The 23,175-nt window shown below is 57.6% G+C and carries 21 protein-coding genes and 1 tRNA gene; 20 read left to right on the top strand and 2 right to left on the bottom strand.

Annotation, left to right across the window (positions count from 1 at the left end; genetic code table 11):
- The first annotated feature begins 49 nt into the window (after positions 1–49).
- The 10 genes from ACZ5D1_RS10640 to ACZ5D1_RS10595 all read left to right on the top strand — a co-directional run bounded on the left by ACZ5D1_RS10640 (position 50) and on the right by ACZ5D1_RS10595 (position 10,241).
- Entirely contained in the window at positions 50–943 is an 894-nt protein-coding gene (locus ACZ5D1_RS10640) for a flagellin N-terminal helical domain-containing protein (RefSeq protein WP_011367466.1), read from the top strand.
- Between the two features lie 230 nt (positions 944–1,173).
- Positions 1,174–2,067, top strand: a complete 894-nt coding sequence (locus ACZ5D1_RS10635; RefSeq protein WP_011367467.1) for a flagellin N-terminal helical domain-containing protein — start codon at positions 1,174–1,176, stop codon at positions 2,065–2,067.
- A gap of 140 nt (positions 2,068–2,207) precedes the next feature.
- Complete coding sequence (locus tag ACZ5D1_RS10630; RefSeq protein ID WP_011367468.1) at positions 2,208–2,819, top strand: DUF2238 domain-containing protein; 612 nt, start codon at positions 2,208–2,210, stop codon at positions 2,817–2,819.
- 138 nt (positions 2,820–2,957) lie between these two features.
- Positions 2,958–3,587, top strand: a complete 630-nt coding sequence (locus ACZ5D1_RS10625; RefSeq protein ID WP_011367469.1) for an HD domain-containing protein — start codon at positions 2,958–2,960, stop codon at positions 3,585–3,587.
- Positions 3,588–3,736: 149 nt separating this feature from the next.
- Positions 3,737–4,198, top strand: a complete 462-nt coding sequence (gene gpt, locus ACZ5D1_RS10620) for a xanthine phosphoribosyltransferase (protein ID WP_148204223.1) — start codon at positions 3,737–3,739, stop codon at positions 4,196–4,198.
- A 112-nt stretch (positions 4,199–4,310) separates the two neighbouring features.
- Positions 4,311–5,459, top strand: coding sequence for a BMP family ABC transporter substrate-binding protein (locus ACZ5D1_RS10615; protein ID WP_011367471.1), 1,149 nt, complete (start codon positions 4,311–4,313; stop codon positions 5,457–5,459).
- 27 nt (positions 5,460–5,486) lie between these two features.
- Complete coding sequence (locus tag ACZ5D1_RS10610) at positions 5,487–6,554, top strand: ABC transporter permease (RefSeq protein ID WP_011367472.1); 1,068 nt, start codon at positions 5,487–5,489, stop codon at positions 6,552–6,554.
- Between the two features lie 2 nt (positions 6,555–6,556).
- Positions 6,557–7,477 carry an ABC transporter permease gene (locus ACZ5D1_RS10605; RefSeq protein WP_011367473.1) on the top strand — a complete coding sequence of 307 codons (921 nt, stop codon included), beginning with the start codon at positions 6,557–6,559 and terminating at the stop codon, positions 7,475–7,477.
- A gap of 9 nt (positions 7,478–7,486) precedes the next feature.
- Positions 7,487–9,028 carry an ABC transporter ATP-binding protein gene (locus tag ACZ5D1_RS10600; protein ID WP_455696102.1) on the top strand — a complete coding sequence of 514 codons (1,542 nt, stop codon included), beginning with the start codon at positions 7,487–7,489 and terminating at the stop codon, positions 9,026–9,028.
- 268 nt (positions 9,029–9,296) lie between these two features.
- Positions 9,297–10,241, top strand: a complete 945-nt coding sequence (locus ACZ5D1_RS10595) for a cation diffusion facilitator family transporter (protein ID WP_464554861.1) — start codon at positions 9,297–9,299, stop codon at positions 10,239–10,241.
- 207 nt (positions 10,242–10,448) lie between these two features.
- On the opposite strand, the gene ACZ5D1_RS10590 is transcribed toward ACZ5D1_RS10595, so the two are convergent.
- Positions 10,449–10,733, bottom strand: a complete 285-nt coding sequence (locus ACZ5D1_RS10590; RefSeq protein WP_011367476.1) for an FmdB family zinc ribbon protein — start codon at positions 10,731–10,733, stop codon at positions 10,449–10,451.
- A gap of 151 nt (positions 10,734–10,884) precedes the next feature.
- A tRNA-Sec gene (locus ACZ5D1_RS10585) sits at positions 10,885–10,978 on the bottom strand.
- A gap of 247 nt (positions 10,979–11,225) precedes the next feature.
- Between ACZ5D1_RS10585 and ftsH the strand changes: the two genes are divergently transcribed.
- From ftsH to ACZ5D1_RS10535, 10 genes are all read left to right on the top strand, one after another.
- Complete coding sequence (ftsH, locus tag ACZ5D1_RS10580) at positions 11,226–13,223, top strand: ATP-dependent zinc metalloprotease FtsH (protein ID WP_027181410.1); 1,998 nt, start codon at positions 11,226–11,228, stop codon at positions 13,221–13,223.
- A gap of 2 nt (positions 13,224–13,225) precedes the next feature.
- Positions 13,226–14,086: a dihydropteroate synthase gene (folP, locus tag ACZ5D1_RS10575; RefSeq protein WP_011367478.1), complete on the top strand. Its 861-nt coding sequence runs from the start codon at positions 13,226–13,228 to the stop codon at positions 14,084–14,086.
- A 9-nt stretch (positions 14,087–14,095) separates the two neighbouring features.
- Entirely contained in the window at positions 14,096–14,845 is a 750-nt protein-coding gene (cdaA, locus tag ACZ5D1_RS10570) for a diadenylate cyclase CdaA (RefSeq protein ID WP_011367479.1), read from the top strand.
- Positions 14,846–14,848: 3 nt separating this feature from the next.
- Positions 14,849–15,751, top strand: coding sequence for a CdaR family protein (locus ACZ5D1_RS10565; protein WP_464554859.1), 903 nt, complete (start codon positions 14,849–14,851; stop codon positions 15,749–15,751).
- 78 nt (positions 15,752–15,829) lie between these two features.
- Positions 15,830–17,182: a phosphoglucosamine mutase gene (gene glmM / locus ACZ5D1_RS10560; RefSeq protein ID WP_011367481.1), complete on the top strand. Its 1,353-nt coding sequence runs from the start codon at positions 15,830–15,832 to the stop codon at positions 17,180–17,182.
- Between the two features lie 33 nt (positions 17,183–17,215).
- The gene (gene galU / locus ACZ5D1_RS10555; RefSeq protein WP_464554857.1) at positions 17,216–18,088 is read left to right on the top strand and encodes a UTP--glucose-1-phosphate uridylyltransferase GalU; all 873 of its coding nucleotides are present in this window, start codon (positions 17,216–17,218) and stop codon (positions 18,086–18,088) included.
- Between the two features lie 84 nt (positions 18,089–18,172).
- Positions 18,173–20,578, top strand: coding sequence for a replication restart helicase PriA (gene priA, locus ACZ5D1_RS10550; RefSeq protein WP_041276858.1), 2,406 nt, complete (start codon positions 18,173–18,175; stop codon positions 20,576–20,578).
- A gap of 21 nt (positions 20,579–20,599) precedes the next feature.
- Positions 20,600–20,914: a hypothetical protein gene (locus ACZ5D1_RS10545; RefSeq protein WP_011367484.1), complete on the top strand. Its 315-nt coding sequence runs from the start codon at positions 20,600–20,602 to the stop codon at positions 20,912–20,914.
- Positions 20,915–21,056: 142 nt separating this feature from the next.
- Positions 21,057–21,437, top strand: coding sequence for a response regulator (locus tag ACZ5D1_RS10540; RefSeq protein ID WP_011367485.1), 381 nt, complete (start codon positions 21,057–21,059; stop codon positions 21,435–21,437).
- 8 nt (positions 21,438–21,445) lie between these two features.
- Positions 21,446–23,068, top strand: a complete 1,623-nt coding sequence (locus tag ACZ5D1_RS10535) for a response regulator (protein WP_148204124.1) — start codon at positions 21,446–21,448, stop codon at positions 23,066–23,068.
- The last annotated feature ends 107 nt before the right edge of the window (positions 23,069–23,175 follow it).

The following is a 23,175-nucleotide window of genomic DNA, read 5'->3' as shown; positions in this document are numbered from 1 at the left end:
GTCAAGTTGCTGACAGTTGCGGCATGTGAGCAGACGAGGAGGAATATATATGTCGATGGTCATCAACCATAACCTTATGGCGCAGAATGCTTCGCGCAATCTGAGTACGGCGTATGGCAATCTGTCAACATCCGTCCGGCGGCTTTCTTCGGGGCTGCGTGTGGGGACAGCAGCCGACGACGCGGCAGGTATGGCCATCAGAGAACTCATGCGTGCCAACATAGCGTCCATGCATCAGGGGGTACGAAACGCCAACGATGCCATTTCGCTGCTGCAGACGGCAGACGGCGCGCTTTCAGTCATTGACGAAAAGCTCATCCGCATGAAGGAACTGGCCGAACAGGCCGCAACCGGCACGTACACCTCGGATCAGCGTCTGCTCATTGATTCCGAATATCAGGCCATGGCTTCGGAAATCACCCGTATTGCCAATTCGACTGATTTCAACGGTATCCAGCTGCTCAACGGCAATCTTTCCAGCTCCACTCATGATGGCAGCGGGGTCGTTTCGCGCGGGAAAATGAAGATACATTTCGGCACGGCAAATGATTCTGCCGAAGACTACTATTACATACAGATAGGCACCGCCACGGCTTCGGCACTTGGGGTGGGCAATCAGGCCGATGCCACCTTCGGCGGGTTTGCCATTTCCACCCAGTCAGCAGCCCAGCAGGCCCTTGTTGCCATCGACAAGGCTATTGTATCCAAAGACAATATCAGGGCGGCCCTCGGGGTGCTGCAGAACCGTCTGGAAAACACCATCACCAACCTGCAGATTCAGGCCGAAAACCTGCAGGCCGCTGAATCCCGTATTTCAGATGTCGATGTTTCCAATGAAATGACCGAGTTTGTCCGCCAGCAGATTCTTACCCAGTCTGCGGTGGCCATGTTGTCGCAGGCCAATTCGCTGCCGCGTATGGCCATGCAGCTGCTCGGCGGCTGATGCAGAGACCGTTGGGGTATGTGCCGGAGCAGTTTGCTGCTCCGGCTTTTTTTTATGTAATACAGCATGTTATGTTTTTCTGCTGTGTGCAGTCCGAAAAAAATGGACTGGAGGGCTAATGAAAGCCGGTTCGCGGTCGAATAGATAGTCAGGAAGATCACTTTGCGGCCGCAGGGAAGCGGCCGGAGCAGAGTGTTTCTAAAAAGCACTAATATTCATGGAGGAATATTATGTCTCTGGTTATCAATCACAACTTGATGGCGACGAATGCTGCCCGTAACCTGAGCCAGTCTTATGGCAACCTGAGCACGTCCGTACGCCGTTTGTCTTCGGGCCTTCGCGTGGGTACCGCTGCGGATGACGCAGCCGGTCTTGCCATCCGCGAAATCATGCGCGCCGACATCGCCGCGCTGAATCAGGGGGTACGTAACGCCAACGACGCTATTTCGCTTATCCAGACTGCAGACGGTGCGCTTTCCGTTATCGACGAAAAGCTCATCCGCATGAAGGAACTGGCGGAACAGGCCGCAACCGGTACCTACACTTCCGACCAGCGTCTGATCATCGACTCCGAATATCAGGCCATGGCTTCGGAAATCACCCGTATCGCCAACGCTACCGACTTTAACGGCATCGCGCTGCTGAACGGCAACCTTTCCAGTGCATCGCATGACGGCAGCGGCCTTGTGTCCACCGGCAAGCTGAAGGTGCACTTCGGTACCAAGAACGACTCCGCGGAAGACTACTACTACATCCAGATCGGTACTTCCACGGCATCGGCTCTGGGGCTGGGCAACCAGTCCACCGTGGGCGGAGCAGGGTACACCATTTCCACCCAGTCCGCCGCACAGAACGCGCTGGTCGGCATTGAAAATGCCATCGTCTCCAAGGACAAGATCCGCGCAAACCTCGGTGCTCTCCAGAACCGTCTGGAAAACACCATCACCAACCTGCAGATTCAGTCTGAAAACCTGCAGGCTGCCGAATCCCGTATTTCCGACGTGGACGTTTCGCAGGAAATGACCGAGTTCACGCGGCAGCAGATCCTCACCCAGTCGGCAGTGGCCATGCTTTCGCAGGCTAACTCGCTGCCCAGAATGGCCATGCAGCTGCTTGGCGGTTAATAGTCGCCAGACCGGGGAATCGGAGAAAACGGGCCGGAAAGCCGAAAGGCTTTCCGGCCTTTTGCATGCGCAACGGTTTGCACACTCCGCCTGTTTGCGGCATTGTGCTGCAAGCCGTTTTTTCGCTCAGGAGGAGCCTTATGCGCATCAATGTTACCCGCGAGAATTTTCCGGTGGTGCTTGCTGCCGTGTTTACTGTTTTTTTTGCACTGCTGGGCATTGCGCCCGCTTCCCGCGCGGTGTGGATTGCAGAGGTCATTCCGCTTGTCAGCGTGTTTGTGCTGCTGGTGGTCACATACAGATTTTTCCGTTTTTCCAATATTGCTTACGGGCTTATGGCTGTGTGGCTTTTCTGGCATACGGTGGGGGCGCATTTCACCTTCAGCGAGGTGCCTTTCGGTGCGGTAACGGAACTGCTGGGAGGCGGACGCAATCACTTTGACCGCATCGGGCATTTCAGTGTCGGCTTTTATGCCTATGCCATGTGCGAGCTTTTTATGCGCCGCAGACTGGCCGGTCCGGTGGTGTCCACCTTGTTTGCCCTCTTTTTCATCATGTCCGTGGCGGCCGGATACGAAATTATCGAATGGTGGTATGCCGCGGCGGAAGGTGGTGATGCCGGGGTTGCTTTTCTGGGCAGTCAGGGCGACGTGTGGGACGCGCAGAAAGACATGCTGGCCGACACGCTGGGGGCTGTTTTTTCGTTGCTGCTGTTCTGGACCATGGGCAGACGCTGGGGCAGCCGGCCCTGACGGCAGCGCCGCAGGCTGTCCGTTGCCGTTGCCGTGTATGCGCCGCGGCGGTGCGGCGGGGGTGTACTTGAGTGCGGAAATGCCGTATGGAGTCGTTCCGCGCCTGACGGTGCGAGAAATGTCCGGAGGCGTTCTTTTATGACGCACTGCAACCCGCAGCACAATCTGCAGGGGCGTGACAGGCTCACACGTCTTGCCGATTTTCTTTTTGAAGCGGGAATGCTCCGCAAAACTCCCCGCAGCGGGTACCAGTTTCTGGGTACCGGCAGCGAGAACGTGGCGGAACATTCTTTCCGTACCGCGGTCATCGGTTATGTGCTGGCCTGCGAGGCCGGAGCCGATCCTGCGCGGACCGCGCTCATGTGCCTTTTTCATGATTTTCATGAAAGCCGTATCGGTGACTTCAACTATGTGAACCGCATATATAATACCTGCAACCAGCGCATCGCGCTGGAACATGCGCTGGAAGGCACCGGTCTGGAAGACCGTGTGCTGCCGCTTTTTGACGAGCTGGAAGAAGCCGGCTCCGTGGAGGCGCGTCTGGCGCAGGATGCCGACCAGATAGACCTGATTCTGAACCTGAAGCAGGAGCTTGATCTGGGCAACAGATATGCGGGCAAATGGATGGAAGGCGCCCTGAAGCGCCTGCGAACCGAAGCGGGCGCCGCACTGGCGCAGACCGTGGCGCATACAGATCATACCGACTGGTGGTTTCTGGGACCCGACAAATCATGGTGGGAACGCAAAAACGGAAACCACAAAAAATAATACCCGTGGTTACCGCCCGCCGCATCATGCGGCGGGTGTTTCGCTTTGTTCCGCTGAGCGCCGGATGTGCAACCCCGCACGGCGCTGCACGTTACTACAAGCCTGTGTGACAGGAGGAATACGTGGCAGATCCTGATCGTTACAATAAAATGTTTCCCGTTTCGTGGGAGCAGCTGCACCGCGATACCAGAGCGCTCTCATGGAGACTCATGGAACGGGGGCCTTTCAAGGGTATAGTGGCCATCACCCGCGGCGGTCTGGTTCCCGCTGCCATTCTGGCGCGTGAACTTGAAGTGCGTCTGGTGGATACCATCTGTATAGCCAGTTACGACTGGAAGTCGCAGGGGGGCATTTCTGTCCTGAAAGGGGTGGAAGGTGACGGCGAGGGCTGGCTGATAGTGGATGACCTGGTGGATACCGGAACCACGGCGCGCGCAGTGCGCGAAATGCTGCCCAAGGCTCACTTTGCCACCGTGTATGCAAAACCTTCCGGCCGTCCGGTGGTTGATACCTATATTACCGAAGTCAGTCAGGATACATGGATTTTGTTCCCCTGGGACTCCGAGATTCAATATGTTCAGCCTCTTGTCAACCGCAGACAAGAAGGGTAGATAGTTTTTTTCCGGTGCGAACCGGAGTGTTTACTGGCTTGGGCGGCGTTCACGGGGAACGCTGCCCGCTATGTATATTGGGATGGTCTGCATCATCGAGGGAGAACGTTAGATGCGCAAGCTTATGCTGCTGCTTGCCGCAGCCCTGCTGGTATTCGGCGGGCTGACCGGCTGCGAAAAGGAAAAACCGGCGGAAAAAACCGCCACGGCCGAATCTGCGGCCAAGCAGGATTCCGCGCCTGCCGCAACGGAAGAAGCACCTGCTGAAAAAGAATTTAAAATCGGCTTTGTCTATGTGAGCCCTGTGGGTGACGCCGGCTGGTCGTATGCACACGATCAGGCCCGTATGGAACTGGAAAAACGCCCCGGCGTGACCACTTCTTTTGTGGAGTCCGTTCCGGAAGGTGCTGATGCGGAACGTGTTATTCTGAACATGGCCCGCAAAGGCTATGACATGATTTTCACCACCAGCTACGGCTACATGGACCCCACCCTGAAAGTGGCCGGACAGTACCCTGACATCACCTTCATGCACTGTGCCGGCTACAAGACTGCCCCCAACATGAGCGCCTATTTCGGCCGCGTGTATCAGGCCCGTTACCTTACGGGCATGGTGGCAGGCCGCATGACCAAATCCAACGTGCTCGGCTATGTGGCGGCTTTCCCCATTCCCGAAGTTATCCGCGGCATCAACGCTTTTGCTCTCGGCGTGCGTTCGGTGAACCCCGACGCACAGGTGCGCGTGGTCTGGACCAAGACCTGGTATGATCCCGCCACAGAAAAAGAAGCCGCCAAGTCGCTGCTGGATGTGGGCGCGGATGTCATTGCGCAGCATCAGGATTCTCCCGGCCCGCAGGAAGCAGCGCAGGAGCGCGGTGTGTACTCGGTGGGCTACAACTCCGACATGAGCACCTTTGCACCCAAGGCACACCTCACTTCCGCTGTCTGGAACTGGCAGATCTTCTATGATCATGTGGTGGACAGCGTGCGTGACGGCAGCTGGCAGTCCGGTCAGTACTGGTGGGGACTTGAACACGGCATTGTCGATATAGCTCCCTTCGGCGACATGGTTCCGCAGGACGTGCGTGACGAAGTGCTGGCCAAAAAGGCTGACATAGCTTCCGGCAAGGTTGCCGTGTTTACCGGTCCTGTTAAAGACCAGAGCGGCAAGATACGCATTGCCGAAGGTGAAAAGGCCGGTGATGCCGCGCTGCTCGGCATGGACTGGTTTGTCGAAGGCGTGGTAGGCACCACCGAATAGACCCTGCATCGCTGGAGACATTGCCCGATGATGGGTTACAGAGTCGTTAAACGACAGGAGCCCCTTAACTGGGGCTCCTTTTTCATTTTTCTGGTTGCCCTTGTTCTTTCTCTGTCACTGAGCGGCGCCATGCTGGCCGTACAGGGAAAACCTTTTCTCAAGGGACTGTATCTGTTGTGGGACGGCGGGTTCGGCCAGCTGTATGCGCTGGAAGATACGCTGCTCAAAACCATACCCATTTTTCTGTGCGCCTTGGGCGTTGCCGTCTGCTTTCGTATGCAGATATGGAACATCGGCGCCGAGGGCCAGTTCGCGCTGGGAGCAGTGGGGGCTACATGGGCCGTGCTGACTTTTCCTGCTGCTCCGGCGTGGGTGCTTATTCCGCTCATGCTGGTGTGCGGTGCCGTGGCCGGAGGCCTGTGGGCGCTTGTGCCGGCACTGCTGCGGTTGCGGCTGGGTATGAATGAAATCATCACAACATTGATGTTTAACTATATCGGCATTCTGCTGCTGCAATACATGGTTTACGGGCCGTGGAAAGACCCGGCCAGTTTCGGATTTCCCATGACCCCCATGTTTCCCGTGGCCGCGGTTTTTGCCCCTGTTGTCGGCAGAATACACTGGGGCATAGTGTTATGCGCCGTGGTGGCCGTGGCGCTGTGGTTTTTTCTGTATCGTACGCGGCTTGGGTTTGAGCTGCTGGCGGGCGGAGAAAACCCCAGAGCGGCGCGCTACGCACGTATGCCGTACAACTTTCTGGTTGTTTTTGTGCTGGTGTTATGCGGTGCTCTTGCCGGCTGGGCAGGCGTTCTGGAAACATCCACCACACTTGGCAGGCTGCAGTCCAACGTCATGGCCGGTTATGGATTTACGGCCATTGTTGTGGCGTGGCTTGCCCGGTTACGCATTCCGACCATCGCGGTGTTTTCCTTTCTGCTTGCAGGGTTGCGGGTAGGGGTGGAAAACCTGCAGCTGGAACTGCAGGTGCCCGCCGCATTCGGCGGCATTATCGAAGGGCTTATTCTGCTGACAGTGCTGGCCGGGCAGTTTTTTGTCTGGTTTACGCTGCAGCCCCGCAGCAAAGGGGAGGACTAGCCATGTATGCGGAACTTGTCATCCCCGTTCTGGCCGCCACCATTCAGGCTGGCACGCCTATACTGTTTGCCACGCTGGGCGAAATGTTCACCGAAAGGGCGGGCGTGCTCAATCTGGGCGTGGAAGGAATGATGATTCTGGGGGCTTTTTTCGGTTTTCTGTTCACGCACTGGACAGGCAATCCCTGGATAGGTGTGCTTATGGCCGGTACAGCGGCCGGAATGCTGGGGCTGTTGCACGGCCTTGTCTGTCAGGTCTTTCTGGGCAGTCAGGTTGTTTCCGGACTGGCTTTGACCATTCTGGGGGTAGGGCTGGCAGATTATCTGGGAACGCCTTATGTCGGCGTGATCACAGAAGGCTTCACGCCGTTTGCCGTACCCGTGCTTTCATCCATACCGCTGGCGGGCGATATCTTTTTCCGCCACGACGCCCTTGTGTACCTTTCTTATGTCATGCCGCTGCTGTTCTGGTTTTTCATCTGTCGCACCCGTGCAGGCATGGCGCTGCGCAGTGCCGGTGAAAATCCAGCGGCCTCTGCCGCTGTGGGGCTTAACCCTGTGCGCCTGCGCTGGATGGCCATTTTTGCGGGAGGCTTTCTTGTGGGGGTGGGAGGCGCCTATCTTTCGCTGGCGTACACCCATCTGTGGACAAACAACATGACGGCCGGTCGCGGATGGATTGCCGTGGCACTGGTCATTTTCGCCTTCTGGCGACCCGGAAGGGCTGTGCTGGGTGCCTATCTCTTCGGCGGGGTCATGGTTTTCCAACTGCGCCTGCAGGCCATGGGGGCCACGCTGCCTTCCTCGCTGCTGCTCATGCTGCCGTACGCGCTTACGGTTGTCGTGCTGCTGGTATCTTCGCTCAGGGGGGGCGGCGGAAATGCGCCTGCCGCTCTCGGCGTCAACATCGAGCCGGACGAATAGGGGGACGCCGTGACAGAACAGAAACCGCTCAACAAACGCACTGCGCGGGACAGATATACCCACCTTCCGCCTGTGGTCAGGCTGGAGGGAATAAGTAAATCCTTCGGCAGAGTACGCGCCAACCACGATATCACGCTGGATATCCGGCCGGGCATGATCAAGGCCCTGCTGGGCGAAAACGGCGCCGGAAAGTCCACGCTCATGTCCATTCTGTCCGGACGCTTTCCGCAGGATTCCGGAACGATATATATAGACGGCGCACCGGTACGCTTCACCTCGCCGGCGGATGCCCTTACCGCCGGAATAGGTATGGTATACCAGCATTTCATGCTGGTGGAGTCCATGACCGTGGCGGAAAACGTCATGCTGGGACAGCGTGGTGGTTTTCTGCTTTCGCCGCGCAGGATGGAAGAGACTGTTGCCCGTCTGGCAGAGAAATACGGACTGGAAATATCGCCTTCGGCTCCGGTTTCGGGGCTTTCCATGGGTGAAAAGCAGCGTGTGGAGATACTCAAGCTGCTGTACCGCGACAGCCGTGTGCTTATTTTTGACGAACCCACAGCGGTGCTTACCCCGTCGGAGACCGAACAGCTTTTCGAGGCGTTGTGGCGTATGGCGGATCAGGGCAAATCCATTGTGTTCATCAGCCACAAACTGCAGGAAGTGCTGAGTGTGGCCGACGAGATAGCCATTCTGCGCCGCGGTGAGATAGTGGACGAGTTCCACGAATCAGACGTTCCTAACCAGAAGGTGCTGGCCAACCGTATGGTCGGTCGTGATGTTGTGCTAAGTGTCGATGCACCGCCGGTGGCTGTGTGTGAAAAGGTCCTTGAGATAGAAGGCCTTGGCGGAGACGGACTGGATGACATCCGGCTGGCGCTGTGCAGAGGCGAAATTGTTGCTGTGGCAGGCGTTGCCGGTAACGGACAGAAGGAGCTGGTAGAGGTTGTCTGCGGACTGCGGCGTCCCGCCGCCGGTCGTGTGGAGATTCTCGGCCGCCCGTGGAACGCATTTTATCCGCATCCGCCCAGAAGGGGCAGATCGCTGGCCTATATTCCCGAAGACCGGCAGGGGCTTGCCACCTGCAAATACCTTGACCTTGTGGACAACTTTCTGCTTACCACCCGTCATGCCTTCAGCAGACGCGGTCTGCTGGACAGGGCTCAGGCTGAAGAAGTGACGCGCCGTATCGTGCAGGAATACAATGTCCAGCCGGGGCATGTTGATGCTCCTGCACGCGCGCTTTCCGGCGGCAACCTGCAGAAGCTGGTCATAGGACGCGAATTTTTTCGCGAACCGGCTATCATTGTGGCAGAAAACCCTACTCAGGGGCTGGATATTTCTGCCACGGAAGAAGTCTGGAACCGGCTGCTTGAGGCGCGTTCCGGTGCGGGCATTCTGCTTATCACAAGCGAACTCAACGAAGCTCTGCAACTGGCTGACAGAATAGCAGTCATGTACCGCGGCAGGTTTGTTGACGTGTTTCCCCGTACGGATGAAAAAAAAGTCGAAGCCATCGGTCTGATGATGGCCGGTGTGCAGCCGGAATAGCTCCGCCTGCCGATATCAGCTTTACAGGCCGTCTCCGGACGGCCTTTTTGCTGTCCGGCGGGCTTTTTGGTGTATGCTTGCCGCAGGGCTGTCATACGCCGCAGTATGTCGCATGCCTCCTGCTGCATTGCGGTAACCTGTGCGTACACTGGCGGATGCGGATAAGGTTGCGGCAGTAGCGGCCACGCTGTGCACGAAGAGGATAGTCATTCTCACACATGGACTCTTCAAACGGCATTTTTTATTGTGCAGTCAGAGGAGTGTGACCATGAATAAACATGCAGGCGGAAGCCAGCTGGAGACCATAGCCATGGTAAGCCGCGTGACGTGGATAGGGCTGTGGCTCAATCTTGCGCTTGCCGCGTTCAAGATAATGGCGGGTACGGCCGGACACAGCAGGGCTGTGGTGGCAGACGGCATCCACTCGCTTTCCGATCTGGTGACTGATATCGTGGTGCTGGTCGGGGTGCGTTTCTGGAGCGCCCCTGCCGATGAAGAACACCCGCATGGACACCAGCGTATGGAGACCATGGTCACGGTGGTCATCGGCCTGCTGCTGGCGGGAGCCGCTGTGGGGATAGCGTGGGACGCCATTGCAGCCATGGGCCGCGAGAGCGTCCATCGCCGCGGTGCGGTTGCTTTCGGGGCTGCGGTACTCTCAATTGTGGTAAAAGAAGGACTGTACCGCTGGACATTGCGTGCGGCCAGAAAGGCCAGATCTTCGGCGCTGGAAGCCAATGCATGGCATCACCGCACTGATGCGCTGAGCTCCATACCTGCTGCTGCGGCCGTGGGGCTGGCATGGTTTGTACCCGCATGGGGGGTGGCCGATCTGGCCGGTGCACTGGTTGTAGCGGTTTTCATTCTGTACGCCGCGTGGAATATCTGCCGTCCCGCACTGGAAGCCCTGATGGACAAAGGTGCTGATGAAACGACCCGCGCTGAACTGGAACAGGTGGTCTGTTCCGTGTCCGGAGTGAAGGATGTGCATTCACTGCGGACACGTTTCATGGGCAACAGCCTGCAGGTGGACATGCATATCAAGGTTGACGGCAGAATAACGGTTGACGAGGGGCATGCCGTGGCTCTGGCTGTGGAGGATGCGCTGTACGCGCTGGGGCCGCATATTCATGATGTGCTGGTGCATGTGGACCCGTGGCTGCCGGAACAGGCACCGCGGGCCGGTGCGGACGGTGAAAAGCATCAGGTGTAAAAGCAGGAGCGCTGCAGAATGTCAGCCGGACTGTCTTGCGGTTTGTCAGCCTCCGGCTGGAGCACTGCGGCGGCGATATCCGGCCGGTTGGCTGCGGCGTGCGGGCGTTGCAGTACCGGCCTGAAAGATGTGTCCGGTGCCTTGCGCACACAAAAGCCGGTCTGTGGTGAGACCGGCTTTTGTGTGCGGGCGCAATCCCGTATGAATTCAATTGCCGCCGCAACTGCCGTTGCTGCATCCGCCGCATCCGCCCGATGGTTTGGACGGGCGGGGAACATGCGGCACATACTGCATTTTGGGGGCGCCTCCGCCTTTTGCCAGAGCGCCCGGCAGTCTGTTGGGGCCTGTTCCGGGAATCTGACAGGGCATGGACATCACTTTCTGCACATTGGCGGCTCCGCAGGCAGGACAGGTGATTTCGCTGAAGCTGTCCCGTACAAGTTCTTCAAAACGGTTGCCGCATTCGGTACATTCAAATTCAAAAAGAGGCATCGCTGACTTCCTGTTGTCGTTGCCGGTGTTTGTGAATGACTGCACGCCCGCAGGCGCGGTTTCTGCGCAGCATATAATCACTGCACGGGCGCAGGCAACCCCTGAACGGCTGCAGGTATGCAAAAAGAAAATGATGGGGATAAGAAAAAAATGGCGGAAGCGTATAGGAGTCGAACCTACCGACGACCTCTCAGCCGTCCACCGGTTTTGAAGACCGGGCGCCACACCGGTGACGATACGCTTCCGTTGAAATCTGCGCTATATGCAGAACTGCTTGCAGGTTTCGGGATGTATCAGTTTTTTCCATAGGGCACAAGGCTTGTTATGCTGTTGACGTCTCCGCCCGTTTATGCGTTTTTAGAGTGCAGGTCGTGCAACTTTCGGAAAAGCCCGAAAAAGCGTGTTGCAGACATTGCCAAACCGTGCGCACGACCTTAAACTTCTTAGCTCGAAAGCAATATCCGTCCATGCACGGAATGGAGGTTACTAGCGTTGAATCAGTTCTCGCGCAATTTGGTTTTATGGGCCGTCATCTCACTGCTGATGGTGGTTCTTTTCAACCTGTTCAGCCAGCCCCCCGGGCCGCAGGCCCAGATGTCCTACACTGAGTTTCTTAACAAAGTCACTCAGGGGGAAGTCGTTCAGGTAACTATTCAGGGCGAAAAGCTGAAAGGACAGACCGCCGAAGGGCAGTCGTTCCAGACCATAGCACCCAATGACCCCGACCTGGTCAACCGCCTGCTGGAAAAGGGTGTGCAGGTAAAGGCAGAGCCCAAGGAAGAAGCTCCGTGGTACATGACGCTGCTGGTGTCGTGGTTCCCCATGCTGCTGCTTATCGGTGTATGGATATTCTTCATGCGCCAGATGCAGGGTGGCGGCGGAAAAGCCATGTCTTTCGGCCGTTCGCGGGCCCGTATGATCTCGCACGAATCGGCAAAGGTCACCTTTGACGATGTGGCGGGTGTGGACGAAGCCAAAGAAGAGCTTACTGAAGTTGTTGACTTTCTGAGTAATCCTAAAAAATTCACCCGTCTTGGCGGGCGTATCCCCAAGGGGGTGCTGCTTGTGGGGCCTCCCGGCACCGGTAAAACGCTGCTGGCCCGTGCCGTGGCGGGTGAGGCCGGCGTGCCCTTCTTTTCCATTTCCGGTTCGGACTTTGTGGAAATGTTTGTCGGGGTCGGTGCCTCGCGCGTGCGCGACCTGTTTGTACAGGGCAAGAAAAACGCTCCCTGCCTTATCTTCATCGATGAGATTGATGCGGTGGGGCGTCAGCGCGGTGCCGGTCTTGGCGGCGGGCACGACGAGCGTGAACAGACTCTGAACCAGCTGCTTGTCGAAATGGACGGCTTTGAATCCAACGAAGGCGTTATTCTGATAGCCGCCACCAACAGACCTGACGTGCTGGACCCGGCTTTGCTGCGGCCCGGACGTTTTGACAGGCAGGTGGTGGTGCCGACGCCCGACCTGCGCGGACGTAAGCGCATTCTGGAAGTACACAGCAAGCGTACTCCGCTGGCGCGTGACGTGGATATGGAAATGCTGGCCAAAGGTACTCCGGGCTTTTCCGGTGCCGATCTTGAAAACCTTGTCAACGAAGCGGCTCTGCAAGCTGCCAAGATGAACAAGGATCAGGTGAACATGCTTGATTTCGAGACGGCCAAAGACAAGCTGCTGATGGGCAAGGAACGCCGCAGTCTGGTGATGAGCGACAAGGAAAAGCGTGTCACAGCCTACCACGAAGGCGGTCATGCCCTTACTGCGCGTCTGCTGCCCGGCACAGACCCCGTGCACAAGGTTTCCATCATTCCCCGTGGCAGGGCGCTGGGCGTAACCATGCAGCTGCCCGACGAAGACCGCCACGGCTATTCGCGCACATATCTGCTGAATAATCTTGTGGTGCTGCTCGGCGGGCGTCTGGCCGAAGAAGTCGTCTTCGGAGAGATTACCACAGGAGCCGGTAACGACATCGAACGCGCCACCAAAATGGCCCGCAAGATGGTGTGTGAATGGGGCATGAGCGACGCCATCGGCCCCATGAACATCGGCGAGCAGGGTGAAGAAGTCTTCATCGGCCGCGAATGGGCTCATTCGCGCAACTACAGCGAAGAGACCGCCCGCATGGTGGATGCCGAAGTAAAACGCATCATTGACGAAGCCCGTGAAAAGGCCCGCACGCTGCTGCAGGAGAATCTGGATACACTGCACCGTATCGCAGAGGCTCTGCTGGAGCGCGAGACCATTAATGCGGATGATCTTGAGCGTCTTATCGAAGGACGGCCCCTGCTGCCTGTTCCTGAAATCACGGCCACACATCCTGAAGGCGACGCAGAAAATGCCGGGCCGGAGGATTCCGTGGCCGCCGCACCGGCTGAGCATGCCGGAGACGAATTCCTGCTGGAATCGGACGAGGCTGCACGCCCCGCCGCAAAGGACGGGGAGGATGCTCCGGACGGGCAGGAGGAAGATACCGCTGACCGGAGGGAGAAGTAGCAATGCTTCCCCCCATCCATTGGGAAATAGCGGGGGGCAGAGCCATCGGGCCTGCCCCCTTTTTCATTTTCGGTATTGTGAATGTCACCCCTGATTCTTTTTATGACGGCGGCAGACATGACGGACCGGACAGTGCTGTGTCTCATGCCCTGCAACTGGCGGAACAGGGCGCACATGTGCTGGATATCGGCGGTGAATCATCGCGCCCTTATGCCGACCCTGTATCGCAGGAAGATGAAATCCGGCGGGTGCTGCCCGTGGTGAAGGCCCTGAGGGACCGCACCGGCGGCAACGGTCTGCCTTGGGCGCTTTCTGTCGATACCTACAAAAGCGGCACGGCCGCAGCCGTGCTGGAGGCCGGTGCCGGTATTATCAACGATATTTCCGCCTGCTCTTTTGACCCCGCTCTGAAAGACGTCATCGCGCAGTACAAACCGGGCTATGTGCTGATGCACAGCCCCGGCCGCCCGGAAACCATGCAGGACAAACCGGCATATGGAAATGTGGTCGAGGAAATTCTGGACTTTTTCGAGAAAAAGCTGAAAGAATTGGTCGTGGCCGGTGTACCGGAGCAACGCATCATTCTTGATCCCGGTATCGGTTTCGGCAAGCTGCTGGAGCACAATCTGGACATTCTGCGCCACATCGACAGATTTATGTCGCTGGGGCGGCCGGTCATGGGAGCATTGTCCAACAAATCCATGTTCGGGCAGTTGCTGGGACTGGCTGCCGATGAAAGACAGAATGCCACGCAGGCAGCAACGGCGCTGCTGGCGGCGCGGGGTGTGCGTTTTCACAGGGTGCATGAGGTGCGGCTTGCGGCACAGACCCTTAACCTGGCTGCGGAACTGTACAACGCATAGAGGCGCTGCATGACTTTCTGGGCGGATCTGAGCATCACATGGCGGGATGTGCTCGACATCTCTCTGGTGTCTTTGCTGCTGTACCGTGTCATTGTGATGATACGGGGCACACGGGCGGTGACGGCCGTATACGGACTTATCATCCTGCTGCTGGCGTATTTTCTGTCGCAGGAACTCAGTCTGTACACGCTTAACTGGCTGCTCGAAAACTTCCTCGGTTCGCTGTTTCTTGTCATTATCATTCTGTTTCAGCGCGATATCCGCAATGCCCTCTCCGCCATGGGCGCGCGGAGTTTTTTCCGGCGCAAGGTTGTGGCCGACGAAGCGTTCAGCGAACTTGTGGGGACGGCTCTTTACCTTGCACAGCGGCGCATAGGGGCACTTATCGTGCTGGAAAAGAACGTACCGCTGGGCGACATGGTGGGCGGCGGTGTGCGTCTGGATGCCCGCCTGACCAAGGAATTGCTGGTCACCATTTTTTACCCCAACACGCCGCTGCATGACGGTGCTGTGATTGTGCGCAATAACGAGATTGTGGCTGCGGGCTGTATTCTGCCGCTTTCACAGGGCGTGCAGGAACGCAGAGACTACGGCACGCGGCACCGTGCCGCCATGGGCATAACGGAAGAAACAGATTCCGTGGCGGTTGTGGTTTCTGAAGAGCGGGGAGCAGTATCGGTGAGTGTGGGGGGCAGGCTGACGGGCGAACTGGACGCCGTAAGGTTGAAGCGCGTTCTCCGTAACGCTCTGGAGAAGTAGACTATGCAGCGACACTGGCAATTTGTGCTGCTTTCGGTGTTCATCGCCACCACGCTCTGGTTTATGGTGACCGGCCGTGAACGGGTGGAAACCTGGGTGGACATGCGTATCGAAATGACCGGCATGCCGCCGGACATGATTGTTCTGGACGGCCTGCCCAGCAAGATAAGCGCACGCATACGCGGCCCCAAAGGGCTTATCCGCGGGCTGAACGGCCGCGAATTTTCGTATCCTCTGGATTTAAGCCAGTTGAAGCAGGGCGAGAATGTGATTTCCGTTCTGCCCGACAATATTCCGCTTAAAGGTGCATTTCAGGTGGTGGAAATCAACCCCCCGCGGTTGCAGCTGCAGGCGGATTCGCTGATTACCAGAACACTGCCGGTGGAAGTGCTTCCGCAGGGTGCTCTGGCGCCCGATGTTGAAATAGGCGCACTGCTTCCGCAGCCGGAAGCCGTAAAAGTGCGCGGGGCACAGTCTCTGGTTTCCGCCATCGAGTCGGTCAATGCCACTGTACGGCTTTCAAACGGAACCATGCCCAAGGTTGCCGATTTTCCGGCGGTGTACACCGTACCCGAAGGCGTGGAAGTTACACCGCCGCAGGGCCGCGTGCGTGTGACCACAAGGCTGGTGACCACCGAAGTGGTTCTTAAGCGCAAGGTGTCGCTGGAACTGCCTGAAGGGATTGCGGGAAAGCTGCATAGCCGGTATGTAACCCTGACTGTGCAGGTGCCGCGCTCCAAGGCGGGAAACAAGGAATACCTTAACGCCGCGCGCGTGGTGCTGGCTGTGCCCGACAATATCGCTCCGGGCAGGCATGCGCTTAAATACAGACTGGAACTGCCGGAAAATGCCTTGCTGGTCGGGGCGAAACCGGCTGCACTTGATATCAGCATAAGCGGCAGGTAGCGCTCTTCAGCGCGGCTTGTCTGCTTTTTCATGCGTGTCCGCATGTTGCGGAGCACCCACAATGAGGAGTCGTACAGTATGACGACACGTCTTTTCGGAACTGACGGCCTGCGCGGGCAGGTAAATATATATCCCATGGTGCCGGATATGGCTCTTCGTCTGGGGCTGGCGGCCGGTACTTTTTTTCGCAACGGCAATAAGCGGCATCGGGTTGTTATTGGCAAAGACACGCGTCTTTCCGGCTATGTGTTTGAAATGGCGCTCACATCAGGTCTGTGCGCTGCCGGTATGGACGTTTTTCTGGTGGGCCCCCTGCCTACGCCCGCCGTGGCGTTTCTTACCCGCAACATGCGGGCTGACCTCGGCGTTGTTATCTCGGCATCGCACAATCCCTTCCATGACAACGGCATAAAATTTTTTGATAAAGACGGATTCAAGCTGCCGGATTCGCAGGAAGATGCCATAACTGAAATGGTTCTGAACCAGAACCACCGCTGGGACTACCCGGAGCCGGAACGTGTGGGCAGAGCCCATAAGATTCAGGACGCACCCGGCCGGTACATAGTGTACCTGAAGAACAGCTTTCCCAGCACATTGACTCTGGACGGCATGAAGGTGGTGCTTGACTGTGCCAACGGCGCCAACTACCGCGTGGCTCCTCTGGCTCTGGAAGAGCTGGGTGCCGAAGTCATCAGAATAGGCACCAGTCCTGACGGGCTGAACATCAACCACAAATGCGGCTCGCTGTACCCCGAACTTGCCGCGCAGCGCGTGCGTGAAACGGGTGCGGATATCGGCCTTGCCCTTGATGGTGACGCGGACAGGCTGATTGTGGTGGATGAAAAAGGCACCGTGCTGGACGGTGACCAGATTATGGCCATATGTGCCATGGATATGATGGAAAAAGGCCGCCTGCCGGAAAACAGACTGGTGGCCACCGTCATGAGCAATATGGCGCTTGAGGTGTTTATGAAAGAGCGCGGCGGTTCGTTGCTGCGCACTCCCGTGGGCGACCGGCATGTGGTGGAAGCCATGCGCCGGACAGGTGCCGCCATGGGCGGTGAACAGTCCGGACACCTTGTTTTTATGGAATACGGAACCACCGGCGACGGCCTTTTGGCCGCCTTGCAGCTGCTCAGAATCATGCGCGAAAAGAACAGGCCGCTTTCAGAGCTTGCGGGGCTGCTTACACCGTTTCCGCAACAGCTCATCAACGTCCACGTCCAGCGCAAGATTCCCTTTGAACAGTGCCCCGAAATCGGCAGGGCCGTTGAGCAGGCCGAAAAAGAACTTGCCGGCCGCGGCCGGGTGTTGCTGCGCTATTCGGGTACCGAATCTGTGGCGCGGGTGATGGTGGAAGGTGAAGATGATGCTCTGGTGGGCAGACTGGCCGCCGGTCTGGCGGAAACCCTTCAGCAGCATCTGCGCTGACCGGTTGAAGGATGCAAGTCTAAGGAGACTGTCATGCTGATACGCAAAGTAGTCATTCCCGTTGCCGGCTGGGGCACGCGTTCGCTGCCTGCCACTAAAAACATTCCCAAGGAAATGCTGCCCGTCTATAACAAGCCCGTGGTGCAGTATGTGGTGGAAGAGGCCATGCGCTCCGGCCTGACAGATGTTGTTTTTGTGACCAACCGTGACAAAACCATCATCGAAGATCACTTTGACTATAACCTGCAGCTTGAAAGTGTACTGGAGCGCGCCGGCAAGACGGAAATGCTGCGGCAGGTGCGTGAAGTTGCCGAAATGGTGAACATCCATTCCGTGCGTCAGAAGCGCCAGCTCGGGCTGGGGCATGCGGTGCTGTGCGCCCGCGAAGTGGTGCATAACGAGCCTTTTGCCGTGATGGTGGGAGACGACCTGCAGTTCGGCATGGAGCCGGGAATCCAGCAGCTTATCAATGTGGCGGTGGCCGAAAGGCTGCCCGTGGTGGGGGTTATGGAAGTTCCGGCTGACAAAGTGAGCCGGTACGGCATTATTTCCGGCGAGGAAATCTCCCCCGGTATTTTCAGAGTGCACGATCTTGTGGAAAAGCCCGCCGTCAGCGAAGCTCCGTCGCGTCTTGCCATTGTGGGACGTTACATTCTGACTCCTGATATTTTCAAGGTGCTGAAGAATCTGTCTCCGGGGCATGGCGGCGAGATACAGCTCACCGACGGGCTTAAGGTGCTGGCACAGGGGCGCGGTCTGCTGGCTGTTAAACTGCGCGGTATGCGGTTTGACGCAGGCGACTGGGCTGAATATCTGACTGCCAACATATATTTTGCGTTGCAGGAGGAAGACCTGCGCGATGAACTGGTGGAGCGGCTGCGTCCTTTGCTTCCCTTCAAATGTTGACGCAGGGGCGGCTTTTTTATGATTCTGTGCGGGCGGCGGTGTCGCCCGCTTTTTTTCGTCACTTCCGGCAACCGGCAACTCGTTATGAATGAAAATCTGCGTATAGTTTCAGTGTCGCTTATGGCTCCGCCGTATACCACGCTGCATTACAGGCTGCCGGAGTGGCTGCCCGAAGAAATGTGGTGCGCGGGGTTGCGGGTGGCTGTGCCGCTGGGGGCGCGCGGTACCCTGCGTGCGGGGGTTATCGCTGCATGCGGTTGCGCTCCGGACACCGTGCCGCAGGGCGTTGAGCTGAAGGCGGTACTCTGGCCGCTGGAGTTTGTTCCTCTGCTGGGCGAAGAGTATCTGGAAATGGTCCGCCAGCTTGCCGTGCGCCAGATGGTGCCCCCCGGACAGATTCTGGGCATGCTGCTGCCTGCAGGGCTGCGCAGCGCCGGTGTGCGTCTGCGCGTGCGTGCCGGAGGCAGACCCCGTACGCTGCGGCTGCGCGATATTGCAAAAATGGCTGACTCCGAGCGCCATGTGCTGGCCTCGCACTGGAGTGCGGGCAGGGTGGAAGTGCTGGAACCGGAAACTGACGAGGCGGAGAATGACATATGCCATGTGACTGCAGATCCGCCGTGGCCGGTACGTCCGGCGGCCAGACGTCAGACGGAAGTGCTCGAATATCTGTGGGAGAACGGACCTGTTTCGCGGCGACGCATGCTGCATGATTTGGGTACAGGTGCACAGACGCCTCTGCTGACGCTGGCGGAACGGGGTCTTGTGCATGTGGGGCCGCTTGATGCAGAGCAGGCGGAAGTTTGCGGATGCGGTATTGACAGCGCGTGTCACACTGAGGCGTTTGAGAATCAGCTTTTTGAGCTGACTGATGCGCAGCAGGCGGCGTTGCGGGCCTGCACTGACGCTGTGGAGTCAGACAGCGCGGAAACCCGTCTGCTCTTCGGCATCACCGGCAGCGGCAAAACCGCCGTGTATCTGGAACTGGCCCGGGCCTGTCTGGAAAAAGGGCTGTCCGTCATGCTGCTTGCGCCTGAAGTGGCGCTGGCCTGTAAATTGTACCGCGATGTGCAGCTGCGCTTTCCCGGTCTGCCTGCTGTGCTGTATCACGGGTACCAGTCCGCACATGAACGGGAGCAGCAGTTTCTCAACCTAGCGGCACAGGCGCGCGAAGGCCGTCCGGTGCTCATAGCGGGAACGCGTTCCGCTTTGTTTCTGCCGGTGGCGTCGCTCGGGGCCGTGGTGCTTGATGAAGAACATGATGCCTCGTTCAAACAGGATGAACGGCTGTCGTATCAGGCCAAGGAAGTGGCATGGTTTCGTGTGGCCCAGTCAAAAGGGGCGCTGGTGCTGGGGTCTGCGACTCCGGACGTGAAGACCTTTCACGCCGTGCGCGAAGGACACATGCCCGGCATTGTCCTCAGCGAGCGGGTGGGCGGTGGTACGCTGCCGGCCGTGGAACTTGTTAACATCAAAGATAACGCGGTTAAAGAGACCATTCTGGCACCGCAGACGCTGACACGCATCAAAGAGACTGTGACCCGGGGAGAGCAGGCGGTCATACTGCTCAACAGGCGGGGCTATGCTCCGTTGATGTATTGTCTGGACTGCGGCAGCGTGGCCCGCTGTCCGGAGTGCGAGATAGGACTGACCTATCATAAGGGACGCGAACGGCTGGTTTGCCACTACTGCGGACATTCTGTCCCGTTTCCTTCGCCATGCGCCAAGTGCAGAGGCGTTCACTATCTGCCCATGGGGGAAGGTACCGAAAAACTGGAAGAAACTCTCTCCACCATGCTTCCCCACGGGAAAAAGGTACTGCGGCTGGACAGAGACAGCACCCGCAGGCCCGGCCGGATGGAGCAGATTCTGGCGGCATTTGCCAGAGAAGAGTCCAGCATTCTGGTGGGTACCCAGATGCTTTCCAAAGGGCATCACTTTCCCTCCGTCACGCTGGCGGTGGTGGCTGACGGCGATATCGGGCTTAATATGCCGGACTACAGAGCCACTGAAAGAACGTTTCAGCTGCTGGTACAGGCTGCCGGCAGAGCAGGCAGAGGAGAACGTCCCGGCAGTGTCATCATACAGACCCGCGACCCTGCACACTACTGCTGGGATTATATACGTAACTGCGATTATGAAGGTTTTTTTGAAAAAGAACTTGAAGCAAGACGCAAACGCAGATATCCGCCTTTTGTCAAACTGGCGCTTATCCGTCTGAGCTATCCCATGGACTGGCCGCAGGGGCAGGACCGTGTGAATGCGCTGGCTTCCGCAGTGCGGGCTTCCGGCCGCGAGCTGGGAGTCTCTGTTCTGGGGCCTGCTCCGGCGCCGCTGCCTGTGCTGCGGGGGCGCAGAAGGTTTCAGTGTCTGCTGAAGGCCTCCGACTGGAAGACCATCCGCATGCTCTTTCATGCCGCCCGTCAGGGGGTGCCTGCCTCGTCCCGGCTGCGCCTGAGTCTCGACCTTGATCCCGTGAATATGCTGTAATCGTATAAAAGGAGTTCCGCTGTGATCTGTAGCGTAAAAATATGTTCCGGCTGCCCGTTTTATCAGCGTGGTGAGATTTCTTACTGTCGTGCCGACGCCCTGCAGCCGCGTGCCGTTGACGGGCAGCCCGAAAGCAGACCCGAGTGGTGTCCGCTTGATGCCGGTCCGGTGGCTGTGGACGACAGGGAATGTGCGCAGTGTCCTTTTCATCAGCAACAGGATAAAAGACGCTGCGCCGTGGCTACTCCGCGTCTGCGTCCCATGGCCGACGACGAGGTCCGTCCCTCGTGGTGTGTGCTGCGCAGAGAGCGGTTTATAATCCGTCTCGGCCGTTAGCGGCCTTCCAACCGTTGCATACCTGCCTGTAGTTGGCTACTATCAGATATCGTAAATGGGGTATTTCGCGGGACGCACTTAACCAAACCGCCGGCACTGGCGGCTATGCCTGTGTCTGTGCGGCCGAATTACCGGAGCCTTCATGTCTTACGAGTCTGTCACCGTTCTTGTCGTTGATGACGAAGAGATGGTGCGTGAAAATCTGGAGGCCTACCTTGAGGACGAAGGCTTTAAGGTGGCTACTGCCGGAAGCGGCGAAGAAGCTCTGGAACTGCTGGCTTCTGTCTCTCCGCATGTGGGCATCATAGACATGCGGCTGCCGGGCATGAGCGGCAACGACTTCATTATCAAAGCCCATGCCGTCAATCCTGCGTTACGGTACCTCATCCATACCGGTTCTACCAACTACAAGCTGCCGGTAGAGGTGATGAATGTCGGTGTAACCCATGAAGATATCTATATAAAGCCTTTGCAGAATATGGATATGCTGGTACGGGGCATTGATCGCCTGCTGGCAAAATGAGACACAGGATGGCTGAGTGTGCTCTTCCCCGCGTGCTGGCTATAGATGACGAGTCTTCCGTCCGGCAGAGTCTGGCGATTTTTTTTGAAGACTGCGGTTACGAGGTGCTGGAGGCGTCTGACGGCTATGAAGGCATTGAAACCGCTCTGCGTGAACGGCCCGATGTCATTCTGGTAGATTTGCGCATGCCCGGCATTGACGGCATAGAGGTGCTGCGCAGGCTTTCTTCCGAACTTCCCGATACTCCCGCCATTGCCGTTTCCGGCGTGGGCGTGCTTGAACAGGCTCTTGAAGCCATGCGCAGCGGCGCGTGGGATTTCATTTCCAAGCCTGTCGAAGATTTTGAAGTGCTCAGAAAGGCCGTGGAATCCGCCCGCGAACGGGCGGACCGCAAACGCCGCAAGCGGGGCTACCACCAGCATCTTGAACGGGAGGTGGCGGCAAGAACCCGGGAACTGGCCATGGCCAAGGAAGAGGCGGAACTGGCCAGCAGGGCCAAGTCGCAGTTTCTCGCCAACATGAGCCACGAACTGCGTACACCGCTTAACGGGATAATCGGGCTTACCGATCTGCTGCTGTGCGCCCCCGCCGGCGGCGACCACCGTGAATATCTTGAAATGGTAAAGCAGGCGGGTCAGGAACTGCTGACCATTGTCAATAATCTTCTGGATATGTCCAGCATTGAGGCCTGCCGTCTGGTGCTGCGCGAAACGCCTTTCTCGCTGCGCGAAAGCGTGGGCGAGGTCAAGCGCATTCTCGAAATTCAGGCCAGATGGAAAAACCTCGATTTTGCAGTGTTTTTTGATGACGGGATTCCCGATCTGTTTGTGGGTGATGCAGGCAGGCTGAAGCAGATACTGAGCAATCTGCTGGTCAACGCCATAAAGTATACCGATAAAGGGGGCGTATCGCTGCGCGTCTCTTCTGCACCGTGCACTGCCGGTGATACAGTCAGGTTATGCTTTTATGTGCAGGATACCGGAGTGGGGATTGATCCGGAAAAGCGCGAGACCATATTTGAGCCGTTTGTTCTCGGCGAAAGTTTTATGACCAAAAAGAGCGGCGGAGCAGGGCTGGGGCTGGCTATTTCGCGCGAACTGGCCCGTAAAATGGGGGGGGATGTGCACGCGTCACGCTGCGCCGAAGGCGGCAGCCTGTTTGAGTGCATCGTCGAGCTGCGTAAATGTGAAGAAGAAGCGCCTGTGGCAGCCGAAAAAACATGTCCGCTTGCGAGAACGTCCAAGCCGTTGCGTATTCTGCTGGCGGAGGACGATATAATAAACCGTAAACTTGCCGTGTTCTTTTTTGAAAAAATGGGTCATGCCGTAAGGGCTGTGGGCACCGGTATAGAAGTGCTGCAGGCGCTTGCGCAGGAACCTTTTGATCTGATTCTCATGGATATCCAGATGCCGGATATGGACGGTGTGGAGGCTACCCGCGCCATCCGCAGCGCGCAGGGCGGCAGAATCAGATCTGATATCCCCATCATTGCCATGACGGCCCATGCCATGAAGGGCGACAAAGAGCGTTTTCTTACTGCCGGTATGGACGGATATGTTTCAAAGCCGGTGGACTTTCCTGCGCTGATGCAGCGCATTGAAGCTCTTTCGCAGCAGCAATCAAAGCTGTAGTGCAATTTTTTGAACCTTTCCTCAGGCCGCCATATCATACGTATTTTGTTTGAATATCTTACATTTGTTTTACCTTCAGGTGTCTTTTCTGCGCCGGGCCATGCCGC

This window comes from Oleidesulfovibrio vietnamensis (assembly GCF_055388115.1).
Note: the sequence above shows the minus strand (reverse complement) of the source record. Positions and strands in the feature narration are given on the sequence as shown.